The sequence below is a fragment of the Nonomuraea sp. 10N515B genome, assembly GCF_052245915.1.
In the GTDB taxonomy this organism is placed as follows: Bacteria; Actinomycetota; Actinomycetes; order Streptosporangiales; family Streptosporangiaceae; genus Nonomuraea.
Genome location: NZ_JBQQBQ010000015.1, coordinates 49,720 through 66,511, shown reverse-complemented (window position 1 = coordinate 66,511; position 16,792 = coordinate 49,720). Strand labels below are relative to the sequence as shown.

The window sequence follows — 16,792 nt, the reverse complement described above, 5'->3', positions numbered from 1 at the left end:
GGTTAGTACGAAATGTCCGACCGACCAGTCTTCGTCATCGGATGTCCGCGCTCCGGCACCACGATGCTCCAGCTCATGCTGCACTCGCACCCGCGCATGGCGGTGCCGCCGGAGACCCGCTTCCTCGTTCCCGCGTATTACCGCCGGCGCAAGTGGGGCGACCTGCGGGTGGCCCATCGCCGCCGCGCCCTGGCGCAGTGGATCGCGACCGACCGCAGCACGAAGTTCCGCGAGCTCAAGATCGACAAGGACGAGTTCGTCAGGCAGGCGGTGGCCGGTCCGGGCACGCTCGGATCGGTGATCGGCACGGCCTTCCGCATGTACGCCGACCGCTTCGACAAGAGCCGCTGGGGCGACAAGCGGCCCAGCTACGTCAAGCAGGTGGACATGCTGCTGAGGCTGTTCCCCGACGCCCAGTTCATCCACCTGATCAGGGACGGCCGCGACTGCGTGTCCTCGCTGAAGGAGATGCCCTGGTACACGCTGGACTCCTACCACGCCATCTCCACCTGGGCCGAGGCCATCGACGCGGGCGGCCGGCTGCGGCGCACCCTGTCCGAGGACACGTACTACGAACTGCGGTACGAGGACCTCACCGACGATCCGGCGACCGAGCTGAAAAAGCTCTGCCACTTCCTGGAGGAGGACTTCTCCCCATCGATGGTCTCCCCACGTGAGGCGGCCAGCGTGGCGGTGCCGCAGCACAAGGTCTGGCACAGCAACACGCACGGCGAGGTCATCCGCACCCGGGTGGGCAGCTGGGCCAACCGGCTGGACGACTGGGAGATCGCGCTGTGCGAGCACATGCTCGGCGACCGCCTGGAGTCCATGGGCTACGAGCTGACCGGCGTGCCCAAGCCGGCCAGGGAGCACATCGCGACCTGCCAGAAGACGATGCAGAAGCGCAAGGCCAGCCGCATGCGCAAGCACATGCGCGACCGCTTCAACCGGCTGCGCGAGCCGAGCCCGGTGCCTGCCCTGCTCACCTCGCGCCAGCGCTCGCTCGCGGGGGTCCCGCAGCAGCGGTCGGAGCTGACCGTTTAGCGCTCGATGTGGGCGAACAGCCGCTCCCAGCGGTCCAGCACGTGGTCGAGGCGGAAGGACTCGGCCCGTGCGCGGGCGGCGGCACCGAGGCGCCGCCGCTCCTCCACCGAGTTCATGAGCCTGGACAGTTCGGCCCCGAACGTGTCCACGTCCCCCGGCGGCGCCAACACCGGCCCGGCGGACCGCACGCCGCCCGACACGTCGAACGCCACCGACGGCACCCCGTGCGCGCCCGACTCCAGCAACACGATCGGCAGGCCCTCGTGCTCGCTGGTCAGGCCCAGGATCGCGGCGTTCAGGTATTCGGCGGGCAGGCGCGCGGCCGGCACCAGGCCCCTGAAAACCACGCGGTCGCCGACGCCCTCCCTGTCCGCGCACGCGCGGAGCCGCTCCCGCTCGGCGCCGTCGCCGATCAGGTGCAACTCCCAGGGCGGGGGTGCCCCCGAGCGGGCGAACGCGCTGATCAGCCGGTCGAACCGCTTGACACCTTCCAGCCGGCCCACGCCCAGCACCCGGGGTGAGCTGAGCGTGGACGTGCGCTCCGGCCAGGCGGCCAGCGGGTTCGGCAACGTCCAGGCGTTGGGCAGCAGCGCGTCCTCGGAGAAGCGCCATGTATCGTCCTCGCTCAGGAAGACCGCCTGGTCGAGCTTGGGGTAGTGCTTCCTGATCGAGCCGAGGTGCCAGCAGCCGCGGGCGTGGTCGTACGAGCCGTGGTATTGGCCGATCGGCCGGAGCCCGGCGGGCAGCAGCTCCCACAGCTTGATCACCACCGACGGCGAGGTCATGATCGCATATCCCGGTCCGATCGCGGCGAGCAGCTTGCGTGCCTTCCGGCCGGCCTCCACCACGTGGCGGTGGTAGAGCGGCCGGTCAACGTACGTGAACGGCGCCAGGGACCGCTGCAGGCCGATCACGTGCACCTCATGGCCGCGCTCGGCCAGCCCTTGGGCGAGCGTGTGCGTGACCTGCTGGATGCCGCCGAGGGTGTCGGCGTCCACGCAGGCGAAGACCACGCTCACCTGACCTTCTCCAGGAGGCCGGACCCGAAGAAGTCGTCCACGATCCGCGCGGCGGCGTCCCCGCGCTCGTCGGCGCACCACAGGTGGCGGAAGGCCGTGTACCGCTCGGCGTAGGACGCGTGCAGGCCGGGCAGCCGCCTGAGCACGCTCACCAGCTCCTCGGTCGTCGTGACGCACGGGCCGGGCGCGATGGCGGGCAGGTCGTGGTAGACGCCGCGCTCCGACAGCCGGTAGTCGTCCCAGTCGTCGATGAAGAACACCATGGGCTTGCCGGTGATCGCGTAGTCGCACATCACGGACGAGTAGTCCGTCAGCAGGGCGTCCGAGGCCAGCATCAGATCGTTGATCTCGGGATAGGACCCGGCGGACCGTACGAAGTGCTTGAGGTGCTCGGGCGGGCTGTAGTGCTCGACCGGATGGGTACGCAGCACCAGCACCCAGTCGTCGGCCAGTTCCTCAGCCAGCAGCTCCAGATCGACCCGTACGGATTTACCGCTTCCCTTCGCCCAATCCCGGTAAGTAGGCGCATAAAGCAGGATTTGTCGCCCACGCGGGATCTCCAGCCGCCCCCGGACGTCCCCGACGGCCACGCCCCTGACCAGCGCGTCGCAGCGCGGCGTCCCGTACCGGTAGACCCTGCCCGTATACCCGTTGGACGGCACAAAGATCCGGGAGAACTCCGCGCTCGGCGACACCAGCGCGTCCCACCGTGCCACCGCCGCCCGCCACTGGTCTCGCGGCTTGTCGAAGTCGGCGCGCAGATCCGGCGCGTCGAACCCGATCGACTTGATCCCCTGGCCGTGCCACGTCTGCAGGTAGCGGGTGCCGCGCGGCTTCGGGTAGTCCAGCGGGAACCCGTGGCTGTCCACCCAGATCCCGGCCCGCGCCATCGTCCAGAGATAGCGCCAGCTGCCGCGCCGCACGAGCCGCACGCCAGGAGGGAAGTTCCGGCGGTTCCCGGCCACCGACCACACCACCTCGATCGGCAGGTTCCGCCGCCGCAGCTCCTCGTAGACGGCCCGCGGGCTGCCGCTGCAGCTCTTGCCGACGTCGGCCTCGAACAATGCGAGGTCCCGCCGCCGCGGCAGCACCTTGATCAGCACCTTGTAGGCACGCAGCTTGGTGCGCGGCGTGTTGAACCGCCTCAGCACGACCTGCTTGACCCGCTGCCACACCGACCGCGCGGTGGGATCGGGCCGCACGCACAGGTACGCGGCATAACCCTCGACCAGCACCCGGCACCGCGGCAGCTCGATCGGCGGGGTGTGCGGGTCGGCGATGATCCGGTCGGTCGTGGTGTGCCCGTCGGAGATCCTGGTGAAGCCGATGCGCGGATCGCACCTGCCGGACGGCGTGAAGACGACCTCGCTGAGATATCCCCCCTCGCCGGACGGCTCCGGCTCGATGGGAATCCTCTCCCTGCCGAGCTGCAGGAACGCCGTCCAGTCCACCGGCAGCGCGCCGAACGGGTCGTAGGTCCGCACGGTCATCCGCACCCGCTCGCCCTCGCAGGTGATCTCCGACGCCTCGTGCCGCAGCCGGGAGGCCGAGAAGGGCAGCTCGGCCAGCCGCAGCGCGGTGATGTCCAGCCCGGGTGAGACCGAGGTGCCCCAGTACGTACGCCCGTTGAGCTGCACGGCCGCCCGTGGCGCGGCCCGCGGCCCGGTCAGCGATCCCGCCGCGACCCGCAGGTCCTCGATCCGGTCGTCGAGAATGAGCCGGCAGCAGACCCGTTCGAGCGGCTCGGCCTCGCTCACCACGTCGGCCGGGATCTCCTCCAGGTACGGCCGGACGATCGAGGCGAACTCCTTGACCCACACCAGATCCCGCGCCGGCAGCGGATTGAGGTAGACCCGCAGGTCCTGCCGCACGAACCGGCGCTGCCGGTGCGGCACCAGGTCCTCGGCCCCGTACGTGCGCAGGAGGTCGTCGCTGAGCCGGGCCGCGATGACCCGCTGCCGCACGTTCTCCATGTCGTCGACGCTCAAGGAGATCGAGGAGTTCGCCGGCGAGCGGTGCCAGTGGTAGACCACCCACGGCACGACCGCGAACCTCCGCGACACCGCGTACAACTCGGTGGCGAAGACGTGGTCCTCGAAGTGGATGTCCTCGGGGAAGCGCAGCATCCGCTCGCGCAGCCGGCCCACGTCATAGAGCTTGTTCGTGCTGAAGCTGTCCAGGAACAGCTCGGGCTCCTCGCGGATGCCCTCGACCACGCGCCGGCGGGCGAACAACGACGGGTAGTACGGCTGCAGCCGCCCGCTCGCCTCGAACAACCGCGAGATCTGCCCCGACACGAAATCCGCCCCGGTCCGCTCGATCTCGGTGAGCAGGCTCTTGCACGCGTGCCTGGGCAGCTCGTCGTCGCTGTCCAGGAACATGACGTACGGCGCGGCCGCGGCGTCGATCCCGTCGTTGCGTGGCGCCCCGCAGCCCCCGCTGTTGACGCCCCTGCGCAGATAACGCACCCGCGGATCCAGCGCGGTGAGCCGGGCCGCCACCTCCGGCGTGCCGTCCGTGCTGGCGTCGTCGGCGATGATCACTTCGAGGTCGCGCAGCGACTGGCCGAGCACGGAGCGCACGGCCCTGGGCAGGCGGGCCGCGTCGTTATACGTGATCACGACAACGGTGCAGTCCGGCATCCCCAAGTCCCCCCGCTGGTCCAACTGCCTGCGGGGATGGCACTTCCCTCGGGGAGGGCGAAGTGTCCGGACTTGATGGACTTTTGCCCAAAAGCCGGAGCTTTGCGGTCAGCGCATAACCCGACGAATCACCCAGGCGATGATCAGCAGACCCACGATCGCGGCGGCGACGGGCGCCAGCCGCTTCAGCACCGGCTGTCCGGCGATCTCCAGCAGGTCGAGCGCCTCCTCATCGGGCGTCCGCGACGTCCGCAAGGTGCCGGCGGGGCGTACGTCCTCGTCGGGAGTGGGCACGGCGCTCAGGTGCCGCTCCTCCTCCTGCGCCGCCTGCGGCTGGGCAGGCTCCACGGTGGGCTCGGACAACAGCGCGGCCAGGTTTTCCGCGAACTTGTCGATGAGCTTCGCGCCCACCTCGGCCATCACGCCCCGCCCGAACTGGGCGGGCCGCCCGGTCACGTTGAACGTCGTCTCCACGGTCACCGCCGTGGCCCCCTCATGCGGCGCCATCCGGGCCTTGACCGTGGCCGAGGCCGTGCCGGAGCCGCGGGCTTCCTTGCCCGAGGCCTGGATGGTGAGCGTGTGGGAGTCCTTGTCCACGTCCTCGAACTTGGCCGTCCCCCGATAGGTCACCATGATCGGGCCGACCTTGACCTTCAGCCTGCCGGTGAACTCGTCGCCTTCGAAGATGTCGAGTGCCGCCCCGGGCAGGCACGGCGCCACCCGCTCTACGTCGAGCAGCACCGCCCAGGCCTGCTCGATCGGGACTGGAACAGTGAACTCGTGCTCGAACCGCATCGCCATCGATCCGCTCCTTATGCCGATGTTGCGACACTACGACGGGCGGGGGCGCCCCTGGAAGAGGCGCCCCCGGAGGTGGCCTAAGGCGCGCCTGCCGCGGTGCGTACCGCGCGGTGGGTCAGGACCTTGGCCAGGTGCCGGCGGTAGTCCGGCTGGGCGTGCAGATCCGACGGCGGGGAGGTGTCCGCCGCCGCTTGCTCGCACGCCTGCCGGATCTGGTCGCTCAGCTCCATGCCCTGCAGGGCGGACTCGGTCGCGCGGGCGCGCACAGGCGTCGGGCCCATGCACGTCAGCCCGATCCTGGCCTCGGCGATCGCGCCGTTGGAGCGCTTGACGGCCGCCGCCACGCCGACGATGGCCCACGCCTGCGCGGTGCGATGGAACTTCTCGTAGTGGAAGCCCCAGCCCTCGCCCAGCTTCGGGATCTTCACCCCGGCCAGGATCTCTCCCGGCTCGAGTGACGACTCCAGGTAGTCGACGAAGAAGTCGGCGGCGGGGATCTCCCGCTCGCCCTGCGCCGACCTCGCCACGAACACGCCATCCAGGGCCAGCACCACGGCCGGCAGGTCGCCTGCCGGGTCCGCGTGCGCCAGCGAGCCGCCGAACGTGCCCCGGTGCCGGATCGCCGGGTCCGCCACGTGGGCGGCGGCCAGCGCCACCAGCGGGCAGCCGGCATTGACCACGTCGGAGCGCATGACCTCGTCGTGCGTGGCCATGGCGCCGATGAACACGTGGTCGCCGCGGTCGTGCACACCCTTCAGCTCCGTCAGCCGCCCGACGTCGACCAGCGTCGACGGGTAGGCAAGCCGCAGCCGCAGCAGCGGCAGCAACGACTGCCCGCCGGCCAGGACCTTGGCGTCCTCGTCCGCCGCGAGCGCCTGCGACGCCTCGGCGAGCGAGTCCGGGCGCACGTACTCGAACTGCGCGGGGATCATGACCGCACTCCTTCCAGCGCGCGCCAGACGCGTTCCGGCGAGCACGGCATCTCGATGTCGTGGATGCCGAGCGGGCGCAGGGCGTCCACGATGGCGTTCACCACGGCCGGGGTCGAGGCGATCGTCCCGGCCTCGCCGACGCCCTTGACCCCCAGCGGGTTGCTGGTCGCGGGCGACTCGGTCCGGTCGAGCGTGAACGTCGGCAGGTCCGCCGCGGACGGCAGCAGGTAGTCGGCCATCGTCGTGGTCAGCAGGTTGCCGTCGGCGTCATAGACGGCCTCCTCGAACAGCGCCTGCGCGATGCCCTGCGCGATGCCGCCGTGCAGCTGGCCGTCGACGATCAGCGGGTTCACCACCTTGCCGATGTCGTCCACCGCCACGTACGAGCGGATCTTCACCATGCCCGTCTCGGTGTCCACCTCCACCGCGCACAGGTGGGTGCCGTGCGGGAAGGAGTAGTTGTCCGGGTCGAACGTGGCCTCGGAGTCGAGCCGCGCCTCCACGCCCTCGGGCAGGTCGTGCGCCAAGAACGCGGCGAACGCCAGCTCCTGGATGGTCTTCTGCGACTCCGTGCCCCGCACCTTGAACGCCCCGGCCTCGAACTCCAGGTCGTCCGGCGAGCACTCCAGCAGGTGCGCGGCCAGCTTGCGCGCCTTGTCCTTGACCTTCTCGGCCGCCTTCAGCACCGCGATGCCGCCGATGACCAGCGAGCGCGAGCCGTAGGTGTCCATGCCCTTGTGCGCGATCGCCGTATCACCATGCAACACCGTGATGTCGTCGAACGGCACCCCCAGCGCGTCGGCCACGATCTGGCTCCACGCCGTCACATGCCCCTGCCCGTGCGGGGACGTACCGGTGATGACCTCCACCTTGCCCGTGGGCAACATACGCACCGAGCCGTGCTCCCAGCCGCCCGCGCCGAAGTTGGCCTGTCCGAGCAGCCTGGACGGCGCCAGGCCGCACATCTCGGTGTACGTGCTCACGCCGATCCCCAGCTGCACCGGGTCGCCCCGGTCCCGCCGGTCGCCCTGTTCGGCACGCAGCTTGTCGTAGCCGAACATCGCGGTCGCCTTGTCGGTCGCCGCCTCGTAGTTGCCCGAGTCGTAGGTCAGCCCCGAAATCGTGGTGTACGGGAACTCATCGTGCTTGATCCAGTTGCGCCTGCGCACCTCCAGCGGGTCCATGCGCAGCTCGGCGGCCAGCTCGTCCATCACCCGCTCGATGCCGAACGTCGCCTCGGGGCGGCCCGCGCCGCGGTAGGCGTCGGTGGGCATCTTGGTGGTGAACACGCCGGTGCAGCCGAACTCGTAGGCGTCCATCTTGTAGATCGCGTTGAACATCGACGCGCCCAGCAGTGGGATGCCCGGCGTGATCAGCATCAGGTACGCGCCCATGTCGGCCAGCAGGTCCACCTGCAGGCCTCGGATGCGCCCGTCGGCGTCGGCGGCCAGCCGGATGTGCTGGAGCTGGTCGCGGCCATGGTGCACGGTCAGGTTGCCCTCGGAGCGGGACTCGGTCCACTTGACCGGCTTGCCGAGCTTGCGCGCCAACAGCAGGCAGAGCACCTCCTCGGCGGTGACCTGCAGCTTCGAGCCGAACCCGCCGCCCACGTCGGGCGCGATCACGCGGATCTTGTGCTCGGGGATGCCGGTCACGACCGCCAGCATGACCCGCAGCACGTGCGGGATCTGCGTGGACGACCACAACGTGTACGACTCGCCGTCGGTGTCCGCCATGACCGCCCGCGGCTCCATCGCGCTCGGGATCAGCCGTTGTTGCCGGAACGTCCGGTCGATGACGATGGGCGCGTCCCTGAACGCGGCCTCGACGTCACCCGAGGTGATCTTGGTACTGAACGCCTTGTTGCCCGCCTCGTGCACCTTCGGGCTTTCCGCGGTCAGCGCCTCCTTCATGTCGAGCACCGCGGGCAGCTGCTCGTACTCGACGTCGATGGCCTCCAGCGCGTCGGCCGCGCGGTAGCGGTCCGTCGCGATCACGCAGGCCACGGCCTCGCCCACGTACCGCACCTCCGACACCGCCATCGGCGGGTGGTCGGGGATGACCACGTCCTCGCTCACCGGCCACGCGCACGGCAGGCTGCCCTGCTCGGCGGCGAAGTCCTGACCGCTGAACGCCGCCACGACCCCCGGAAGCTCACGTGCCCCCGACACGTCGACCCTGGTGATCCTCGCGTGCGCCATCGGGCTGCGCAGGAACATCACGTGCAGGAGTCCCGGACGCGTGAGGTTGTCCGTCCACTGCGTGCGCCCCGTCAGCAGCCTGGCGTCCTCCTTACGCTTCCTGGGCCTGCCGACTTCCTGGCCGACTTCCTGGATCGTCATGGCGTGCTCACCGCCTGCCCCATCTCCTGCGCGCCCTTGCGTACGGCGCGGACGATGTTGCAGTAGCCGGTGCAGCGGCAGAGATTGCCCTCCAGGCCCTGCCTGATCCTCTCCTCCGACGGGTCGGGATCGTCTCTGAGCAGGTCTATCGCGGCCATGACCATGCCGGGCGTGCAGTAGCCGCACTGCAGCGCGTGCTCTTCGTGGAAGGCCTGCTGCATGGGGTGCATCGACCCGTTGACTCCCAGGCCCTCGATCGTGACGACGTCGAAGCCGTCGGCCTGGACGGCGAGGACCGAGCAGCTCTTCACGCTCTTGCCGTCCAGCATGACCGTGCATGCGCCGCAGTTGCTGGTGTCACAGCCGACAGGCGTGCCGGTCTTACCCAGCCGTTCTCGTAGCAGATGAACGAGAAGGAGTCGCGGCTCGACGTCCTCCTCGTACTTGATCCCATCGACGGTGACGGTGATCCGGGGCATACGTCCTCCCTCAGGAGCAGGGGAAAGGCGGACACACCCGAACCTACGCCGGTGTTACTCCCGGTCAAGGGTTACTTACCGCGGACCGCCCGTGCGACGATCGCGACAAGCCCTGCGAACGCCAATCCCAGCACCGTGACGCCGATCAGGACCAGCGGATCCCTGATCGCGCGTGTCACGATCAAAATACCCACAACGACGAAGAGCACGCCGCTGAGCAGGGCCATCCAGTCCGTCCTGTGGAGCTGACGCGGGCGCTCGACCTCACGCGGCACGCCGCACCTCCATGTCGCCGAGCCCGCCCCTCAGGTTGAGCACGATCGTCGAGACCTCGCCCTTGGGCTCGATCTCCGGCTCCAGCACCTTGTCCAGCCGGATGTCCACGCCGCCCCGGACCGACTGGTCGACCGTGATGTCGCCGACCTTGTTGGAGGCGTGCACCTCCAGCCTCACCGTCGGCGGCACGATCACCTCCAGCTCGCCCAACGACACCGCGGCGCTGACCGTCGCCGTCGTGCCCGGGGCCAGCTTCAGCTCCGACAGGTCCAGTCGGCCGTCGCCGACGCCGACATCGTAGGTGGCGTTCAGCTCGGTGAGCGTCGTCGGGGCCCACTCGGACGAGCCGATGTTCCGTGGCAGGCCGCCCAGCATCAGGCCCGCGCTCACGATGAGCGCCACCGCGGTCCCGGCCGCCACCAACCCGGCGCCGCGGCCCCACCAGGCCGCTATCAGCAGTCCGGCGCCGATCGTGATGAGCATCGCGCCGCCGACGATGGTCGGGCTCACTCCGGCGGCCGACCTGGCTTGGACCGCCACGACGATCCCTCCAATGATGATTGCCAGCAGGATGGTGATGGCGCCGATGAACGACTTCGGCCTTCGCTCCTTCTTCGGGAGCGGGCGGCCGTACAGGACCGGGTCGTACGGCGAGTAGCCGCCGGCCCGCTTGGCCGGATCCAGCGGTTGGTACGGGCCGCTGGGCGCGAACGGCTCGCCGTACGGGGTGTAGTTCCGCGCGGAGGCCGCCGCTTCGCGCTCCCGCGTCTCGTCGGCCAGCGGTGCCGCCCTGCTCGTGCGGGCTGCCGCCTGATCCCTGCGCGCTGCTTGATCCCTGGGCGCCCCGTGATCCACGCGCGCCGCTTGATCGTCGTGCGCCGCGTCCCCGTGCGCCGCCTGCGCGTGCGCCGGGTCTTCGTGCGGCGCCTGCGCGTGCGGCGCCTGCGCGTGCGGCGCCTGCGCGTGCGGCGCCTGCGCGTGCGGCGCCTGCGCGTGCGGCGCCTGCGCGTGCGGCGCCTGCGCGTGCGGCGCCTGCGCGTGCGGCGCTTCGCGGGCCGCGGACGGCTCCCGATCGAGCTGCTCGCCGCCCTTCCACGCTGCAAATGCCGCCGTCTCTGCGCTCGGCGTCGCGGCTTCTGCGCTTGGCGTCTCTGCGCCCGCGCCTGGCGTCTCCGCGCGTGCGCCTGGCGTCTCCGCATCCGCGCCCGGCGCCGTCGCGCCAGCGCTCGGCGTCTCTGCGCCGCTTGGCGTCTCCGCACGTTCCGCACCGACGCCCGGCGCCTCCGGGGCCGGCGGCATGCGGTCGCCGGCCCGGTGCGGCCCTGGGGCCGGCCTGAACGTGGGCGCGGGCCGGGCGGTGGGCGTCGGGCGTACCGGGGGAGCGGCCTGCCGGCCACCATAGGACGGCGCGGCCCGCTCCTCCACGCGCCTGCGGCTGAGCCGCTCCGGCATCGACCGGGCCAGCCCCAGCAGATCCACCCCGCTCGAGTGCGCCGCCAGCAGCGACACGGCCAGGAGCACCCCGACCACCAGCGTCCCCGTGTCGAACCAGATCGTGGCCAGGTTGATCGCCAGCCCGAACGCCAGCACCGCCGTCAGCAGCGCCAGCACGGCCTCGGCGTCGAAGTCGCGCCGGGTCCACTGCTCGATGATCCCCGGCCCGCCGTTCGGCTCCTTCATCAGCAGGAACGCCGCCAGATACAGGAACAGGCCGACGCCCGAGCCGAGCAGCAGCACGGCGAAGGTCACCCGGAACACCACGGGATCGATGCCGGTGTACCGCCCGAGGCCCGCGCACACTCCCATGAGGAAGCGTCCCTCGCTGCTGCGTCGCAGCACCTTCGGGCCGGCGGCCGGTTCTCTGGGCGGAGCTTCTGTCATGGAACCATCGTGGCCCGGCGCGCGGTGTGCTCGCATCCGGGACACCCCTGACCCGACCCGGGGGTTGTTCCCTGATGCCCAGGACATCCCCGACATGTGACGATGGCCATGTTATGGCTGACCAGAAGACTCTCGCCGAGCCCAACGGCGACGCGCCGTACCGGCGCATGATGCGCCCCATGGAGGGCCGCCTGCTCGGCGGCGTGGCCCAGGGGCTGGCGACGCAGCTCAAGCTTGATCCGGTGGTGATCAGGCTGGCGTTCGTGCTGCTCAGTGTTGTCGACGGGGTCGGCGGTGTGGTGTACGCGGTGTTGTGGATGATCACTCCGAAGGAGCCGTACCAGGGCCAGCCGGTGCAGCGGGACTGGAGCCAGCTCGCGGCGTTCACCGCGATCGGGGTGGCGTTGCTGGCGTTCGGGCTGCTCACGGGGGCCTCGCAGGGCGGGATCGGCATGCTGCCGTTCGCGGTGGGCGGCATCGGCGCATTGATCCTCTGGCAGCAGGCCGACCCCGAACGCCGCCGGAGCTGGATGAGCGGGGCCGCGCTCAGCATCAGGAAGAACCGCGTGCGCACGCTGCTCGGCGTGGTGCTCGTGGTGATCGGCGCGGCCGGATTCCTGTACTCGCAGGGCGAGCTGGCCCAGGCCAGGCCGGGGTTGCTGTTCACCGTCGTGGTCGTCGGCGGCCTGGCGGTCGTCGCCGCGCCCTGGCTCGCGGGCCTGTGGAAGGAGCTGCAGCTGGAGCGGCGCGAGCGCATCAGGCAGGAGGAGCGCGCCGAGGTCGCGGCCATGGTGCACGACTCGGTGCTGCACACGCTCACGCTGATCCAGCGGGTCGCCCACGACCCGCGCGAGGTCACCCGCCTGGCCCGCTCCCAGGAGCGAGAGCTGCGCAACTGGCTCTACCAGCCCGCTCAGGACGCCGACGCCACGCTGGCGGCCGCCGTACGCAGGATCGCGGCGGAGGAGGAGGACGCGCACGGCGTGCCCATCGAGGTGGTCTGCGTGGGCGACATGGATCTCGACGGGGGCGGCAGGCTCGGCGCCATGCTGAAGGCGGCCAGGCAGGCGATGGTCAACGCCGCCAAATACTCTGAAAGTCCCTCCATTTCCGTCTACGCGGAAGTAGAGGGTGAAGAGGTCACGATTTTCGTGAAGGATCGGGGCAAGGGGTTCGACCTCGAGGCGGTGCCGCTCGACCGGATGGGGATCAGGCAGTCCATCATCGGGAGAATGGAACGTCACGGCGGCGCGGCCCGCGTACGCACCGAGCTCGGCGAGGGCACGGAAGTGATGTTGACGATGAAGGTGGAGAAGGCATGACGCGCGTGTTGATCGTCGACGATCACCGGTTGTTCCGGTCCGGGGTGCGTGCCGAGCTGGGCGACTCGATCGAGGTGGTGGGCGAGGCCGAGGACGTCGAATCGGCCGTCAAGGCAATCGCCGAGCACCAGCCCGACGTGGTCCTGCTGGACGTGCACATGCCCGGGGGCGGCGGCCAGGAGGTGCTGCGCCGCGTGCTGGGCTCCGGCTCCCAGGTCCGCTTCCTGGCGTTGTCGGTCTCCGACGCGGCTGAGGACGTCATCGGCGTGATCAGAGGCGGCGCGCGCGGCTACGTCACCAAGAACATCAGCGGCAAGGAACTGACGGACGCCATCCGCCGGGTGGCCGAGGGGGACGCGGTGTTCTCGCCGCGGCTGGCCGGGTTCGTGCTGGACGCGTTCGCCTCCTCGGAGGCGCCGCCGATCGACCCTGAGCTCGATTCGCTGACGCAGCGTGAGCGCGAGGTGCTGCGGCTGATCGCGCGCGGGTATGCGTACAAGGAGATCGCCAAGGAGCTGTTCATCTCGGTCAAGACCGTGGAGACGCACGTCTCGTCCGTCCTGCGCAAGCTCCAGCTCTCCAACCGACACGAGCTGTCCCGCTGGGCCACCGCCCGACGCCTCGTCTAATACGCCGTTACGCGAAAGTTATCCGTTTTCGGCAGTCGAAACATCCGTCTCAATTGTCACACAAGGAGGTAGATAGGCACTTAGTCCAGGAGTACCCCTTTGAAGCGCGTCATCCGGATGCTTCCGGCCATGATCGCACTGGTCGCCGCGACGGCCTGTGCGGCGGAGAGCGTCCCCGTATCGCGAGCTCAAGCCGCCGCCGCGCCCCAGCCGGCCGGCGCGGTCGCCGCCCCGGCGAAGAAGGTCAAGCTCGGCATCGCCGACATCACTCCCATGGGGGAGAAGACCGAGAAGGTGGGCGTCGGCTTCCCGATCATCGTCACGTTCGACCGTGACGTCAAAGCCAAGGACAGGGCGGACGTCGAGGCTCTGCTGGAAGTGACACCGGAGAAGCCGGTCGAAGGCGCCTGGCGGTGGGTGTCGGCACGCAAGGTCATCTATCGGACCAAGGCGTACTGGAAGCCGTACCAGAAGGTGCTCTTCACCGCGAGGCTGTCGGAGCTGCCGGGCAACACCGGCGCCGAGGACGTCTCCCGCCGCTTCGCCGTCGGTGCGCAGCACATCTCCGTGGTCAACACCCGCTCGCACACGATGAAGGTCTACCGGAACGGCAAGCTCGCCAAGAAGATCCCGATCAGCGCAGGAAAGGGCGGCCTGATCAGGAACGGCGTGGACGTCTACCTGACCACGAGCGGCATTCACCTCACGATGGGCAAGAAGGCCGTCGAGACCATGACCTCCTCCTGGATGGGCGTGACGGATCCGAAGGACCCGCGCTACTACAAGGAGGAGATCCCGTGGGCGGTCCGCATCTCCGACAGCGGCGAGTACGTCCACCAGAGCGCCGGCTACTACCACTTCCTCGGGCGTTCCAACCAGAGCCACGGCTGCGTCCGGGCCACCCCGGCCGGGGCCAAGTGGTTCTACACGATCGCCCAGCGCGGTGACGTCGTGAAGATCACCGGCACCAAGCGCAAGCTCCAGTGGAACAACGGATGGAGCTACTGGCAGCTCAACTGGACCCAGTGGAAGAAGGGCAGCGCCCTGTAGAGGTGAGGGCGCAGGCGGGCCCGGAGCTCGGGGATCACAACTTCTCGAGCGGTGCGTATGCCAGCAGCAGCGTCTTCTCCCCGCCGCTACCGAAGTCGATCTTGACCTTGGTCTTCTCCGCGACCCCGTCCACGGCCACCACCGTGCCCAGCCCGAACGCGTCGTGCGAGACCCGATCCCCGGGCGTGAGCGACGGCACCTTGCGCCCGCCCGCGCCCCCGCTCTTCGCCGGCGCGGGCCGGGCGGCGGGCTCCCGCCGGGTGGCCGCGCTCCAGGCCGACTTCTCCGGATCAGTACGCCAATCGATGAGCTTGCCCGGCACCTCGTTGACGAAGCGCGAGGCGGGATTGAACGACGGTGCCCCCCACGAGCTGCGCACGGCCGCCCGTGTGATGTAGAGCCGCTTCTGCGCCCGCGTGATCCCCACATAGGCCAGCCGCCGCTCCTCCTCCAGCTCCTTCGGCTCGCCCAGCGACCGGATGTGCGGGAAGACACCGTCTTCCATGGCCGTCAGGAACACCACGGGGAACTCCAGCCCCTTGGCCGTGTGCAGGGTCATCAGCGTGACGACCCCCTGACCGCCGTCCGCGTCGGGAATCTGGTCGGCGTCGGCCACCAGCGACACCTGCTCCAGGAACTCCACCAGCGTCCCCTCCGGATTGGCCTCCTCGAACTCCGAGGCCACGGAGATGAGCTCGTTGAGGTTTTCCAGCCGCGACTCGTCCTGGGGATCCTCGGAGGCCTCCAGCTCGGCGCGGTAGCCGGTGGCCACCAGCACCTCCTCCGCCAGGGCCGACGGCGGCATGCCCTCCGCCTTGGCGATCAGCTCCTCGATCATGGCGACGAACTCGCGCACGGCGTTGAGCGACCGCGTCGCCATGCCATAGGCCTCCTCGGCCCTGCGCAGCGCGTCCCAGAACGTGATGCCCTCACGCGACGACAGCGCTTCGACCGTCGCCTCGGCCCGCTCGCCGATGCCGCGCTTAGGCACGTTGAGGATGCGCCGCATCGACACCACGTCGGCCGGGTTGGCCAGCACCCGCAGGTAGGCCAGCAGGTCCTTGACCTCCTTGCGCTCGTAGAAGCGCACGCCCCCGACCACCTTGTAAGGCAGACCGGTGCGGATGAAGATCTCCTCGAACACCCGGGACGCGGCATTGGTCCGGTAGAAGACGGCGACCTCGCTCGGCTTCACGCCTTCCTCGTCGCTGAGCCGGTCGACCTCCTGGGCCACGAACATGGCCTCGTCATGCTCGTTGTCGGCGACGTATCCAACGATCTTGGGCCCGTCGCCCTGGTCGGACCAGAGGTTCTTGGGCTTGCGCGACTCGTTGCGCGCGATCACGGCGTTGGCGGCGGCCAGAATGTTCTGGGTGGAGCGGTAGTTCTGCTCCAGCAGGATGGTCCGCGCGTCAGGGTAGTCGCGCTCGAACTCCAGGATGTTGCGGATGGACGCGCCCCGGAAGGCGTAAATGGACTGGTCGGCGTCGCCCACCACGCACAACTCGGACTGGTCGGCCCCCGACCGCACGACGTCGCCGTCCGCCGTCCGCAGCTCAGGATGCCCGACCAGCTCCCTGATCAGGATGTATTGGGCGTGGTTGGTGTCCTGGTATTCATCCACCAGCACGTGCCTGAACCGCATCCGGTAGTGCTCGGCCACCTCGGGGAAGAGCTGGAACAACGTCACCGTGTTCATGATGATGTCGTCGAAGTCCATCGCCCCGGCCTCGGTCAGCTTGAGCTGATAGGCCTTGTATGCCTGCGCGAGCGTCTTCTCCAGATGCGAGCCCGCCTTGTCCATCGCGGTCTCGTAGTCGATCAGCTCGTTCTTGAAGTTGCTGACCTGCGCCGAGAACGAGCGCGGCGGGTAGCGCTTCGGATCGAGCTCCATCTCCCTGCAGACCATCGCCATGAGCCGCTGCGAGTCCGCCTGGTCGTAGATCGAGAAGCTGGAGGGGAACCCGAGCCGCTTGGCCTCCCGCCGCAGGATGCGCATGCAGGCGCTGTGGAACGTCATCACCCACATGGCCTTGGACCGCGGCCCGACGAGCTTGTCGATGCGCTCCTTCATCTCACGGGCGGCCTTGTTGGTGAACGTGATCGCCAAGATCTCGCCTGGGTGCACCTTGCGCTCGGCCAGCAGGTAAGCGATGCGATGGGTGAGCACCCGCGTCTTTCCGGACCCCGCCCCCGCCACGATGAGCAGTGGACCGCCGTGATGGATCACGGCCTCGCGCTGCTGCGGGTTGAGGCCGTCGAGCAAGGGGTGGTCAACAGAGACTTGGGTGGGCACGCGTCTAGGTTAAGACTCCCCACCGACAAACGGCGCACGGAATGCCATAGGCAGGACTCCGGTTGTCTTTCAACGGAAG

General features: G+C 69.5%; 13 protein-coding genes. 4 read left to right on the top strand and 9 right to left on the bottom strand.

The annotated features are described in order from the left end of the window. The first annotated feature begins 12 nt into the window (after positions 1–12). Entirely contained in the window at positions 13–1,044 is a 1,032-nt protein-coding gene (locus ACTWQA_RS24000) for a sulfotransferase family protein (protein ID WP_443161363.1), read from the top strand. On the opposite strand, the gene ACTWQA_RS23995 is transcribed toward ACTWQA_RS24000, so the two are convergent. From ACTWQA_RS23995 to ACTWQA_RS23960, 8 genes are all read right to left on the bottom strand, one after another. Then, positions 1,041–2,063 carry a glycosyltransferase gene (locus ACTWQA_RS23995; RefSeq protein ID WP_443161362.1) on the bottom strand — a complete coding sequence of 341 codons (1,023 nt, stop codon included), beginning with the start codon at positions 2,061–2,063 and terminating at the stop codon, positions 1,041–1,043. The two genes, ACTWQA_RS24000 and ACTWQA_RS23995, sit on opposite strands and share 4 nt — an antisense overlap. After that, positions 2,060–4,705, bottom strand: a complete 2,646-nt coding sequence (locus ACTWQA_RS23990) for a bifunctional glycosyltransferase/CDP-glycerol:glycerophosphate glycerophosphotransferase (protein WP_443161361.1) — start codon at positions 4,703–4,705, stop codon at positions 2,060–2,062. The genes ACTWQA_RS23995 and ACTWQA_RS23990 overlap by 4 nt, the downstream gene beginning before the upstream one ends. 108 nt (positions 4,706–4,813) lie before the next feature. Beyond that, a complete protein-coding gene (locus ACTWQA_RS23985) occupies positions 4,814–5,506 on the bottom strand; it encodes an SRPBCC family protein (protein WP_443161360.1) in 693 nt (230 codons plus the stop codon). A gap of 77 nt (positions 5,507–5,583) precedes the next feature. Beyond that, positions 5,584–6,438: an FAD binding domain-containing protein gene (locus ACTWQA_RS23980; RefSeq protein WP_327585659.1), complete on the bottom strand. Its 855-nt coding sequence runs from the start codon at positions 6,436–6,438 to the stop codon at positions 5,584–5,586. Further along, on the bottom strand, positions 6,435–8,780 hold the full coding sequence (locus tag ACTWQA_RS23975) for a xanthine dehydrogenase family protein molybdopterin-binding subunit (protein ID WP_443161359.1): 2,346 nt from the start codon (positions 8,778–8,780) through the stop codon (positions 6,435–6,437). The genes ACTWQA_RS23980 and ACTWQA_RS23975 overlap by 4 nt, the downstream gene beginning before the upstream one ends. Continuing rightward, complete coding sequence (locus ACTWQA_RS23970) at positions 8,777–9,259, bottom strand: (2Fe-2S)-binding protein (RefSeq protein WP_443161358.1); 483 nt, start codon at positions 9,257–9,259, stop codon at positions 8,777–8,779. Before ACTWQA_RS23970 ends, ACTWQA_RS23975 begins: the two co-directional genes overlap by 4 nt. 71 nt (positions 9,260–9,330) lie before the next feature. Continuing rightward, positions 9,331–9,534 (bottom strand): hypothetical protein, encoded by a 204-nt coding sequence (locus ACTWQA_RS23965; protein ID WP_443161357.1) that lies wholly within the window; start codon positions 9,532–9,534, stop codon positions 9,331–9,333. Continuing rightward, on the bottom strand, positions 9,524–11,416 hold the full coding sequence (locus ACTWQA_RS23960) for a PspC domain-containing protein (protein WP_443161356.1): 1,893 nt from the start codon (positions 11,414–11,416) through the stop codon (positions 9,524–9,526). Before ACTWQA_RS23960 ends, ACTWQA_RS23965 begins: the two co-directional genes overlap by 11 nt. Before the next feature lie 113 nt (positions 11,417–11,529). On the opposite strand from ACTWQA_RS23960, the gene ACTWQA_RS23955 reads away from it, so the two are divergent. The 3 genes from ACTWQA_RS23955 to ACTWQA_RS23945 all read left to right on the top strand — a co-directional run bounded on the left by ACTWQA_RS23955 (position 11,530) and on the right by ACTWQA_RS23945 (position 14,417). Beyond that, complete coding sequence (locus ACTWQA_RS23955) at positions 11,530–12,738, top strand: ATP-binding protein (protein ID WP_305920102.1); 1,209 nt, start codon at positions 11,530–11,532, stop codon at positions 12,736–12,738. Further along, the gene (locus ACTWQA_RS23950; protein ID WP_327585655.1) at positions 12,735–13,367 is read left to right on the top strand and encodes a response regulator transcription factor; all 633 of its coding nucleotides are present in this window, start codon (positions 12,735–12,737) and stop codon (positions 13,365–13,367) included. The genes ACTWQA_RS23955 and ACTWQA_RS23950 overlap by 4 nt, the downstream gene beginning before the upstream one ends. A 99-nt stretch (positions 13,368–13,466) precedes the next feature. Then, complete coding sequence (locus ACTWQA_RS23945; protein WP_443161355.1) at positions 13,467–14,417, top strand: L,D-transpeptidase; 951 nt, start codon at positions 13,467–13,469, stop codon at positions 14,415–14,417. Between the two features lie 34 nt (positions 14,418–14,451). On the opposite strand, the gene pcrA is transcribed toward ACTWQA_RS23945, so the two are convergent. Then, positions 14,452–16,683, bottom strand: coding sequence for a DNA helicase PcrA (gene pcrA / locus ACTWQA_RS23940; protein ID WP_327591217.1), 2,232 nt, complete (start codon positions 16,681–16,683; stop codon positions 14,452–14,454). Between the last annotated feature and the right edge of the window lie 109 nt (positions 16,684–16,792).

What these genes read in the sequence shown, in the direction of transcription:
- ACTWQA_RS24000 (WP_443161363.1), top strand. Translation starts at nt 13, where the DNA reads ATGTCCGACCGACCAGTCTTCGTCATCGGATGTCCGCGCTCCGGCACC.
- ACTWQA_RS23990 (WP_443161361.1), bottom strand. Translation starts at nt 4,705, where the DNA reads ATGCCGGACTGCACCGTTGTCGTGATCACGTATAACGACGCGGCCCGC.
- ACTWQA_RS23985 (WP_443161360.1), bottom strand. Translation starts at nt 5,506, where the DNA reads ATGGCGATGCGGTTCGAGCACGAGTTCACTGTTCCAGTCCCGATCGAG.
- ACTWQA_RS23980 (WP_327585659.1), bottom strand. Translation starts at nt 6,438, where the DNA reads ATGATCCCCGCGCAGTTCGAGTACGTGCGCCCGGACTCGCTCGCCGAG.
- ACTWQA_RS23975 (WP_443161359.1), bottom strand. Translation starts at nt 8,780, where the DNA reads ATGACGATCCAGGAAGTCGGCCAGGAAGTCGGCAGGCCCAGGAAGCGT.
- ACTWQA_RS23970 (WP_443161358.1), bottom strand. Translation starts at nt 9,259, where the DNA reads ATGCCCCGGATCACCGTCACCGTCGATGGGATCAAGTACGAGGAGGAC.
- ACTWQA_RS23960 (WP_443161356.1), bottom strand. Translation starts at nt 11,416, where the DNA reads ATGACAGAAGCTCCGCCCAGAGAACCGGCCGCCGGCCCGAAGGTGCTG.
- ACTWQA_RS23955 (WP_305920102.1), top strand. Translation starts at nt 11,530, where the DNA reads ATGGCTGACCAGAAGACTCTCGCCGAGCCCAACGGCGACGCGCCGTAC.
- ACTWQA_RS23950 (WP_327585655.1), top strand. Translation starts at nt 12,735, where the DNA reads ATGACGCGCGTGTTGATCGTCGACGATCACCGGTTGTTCCGGTCCGGG.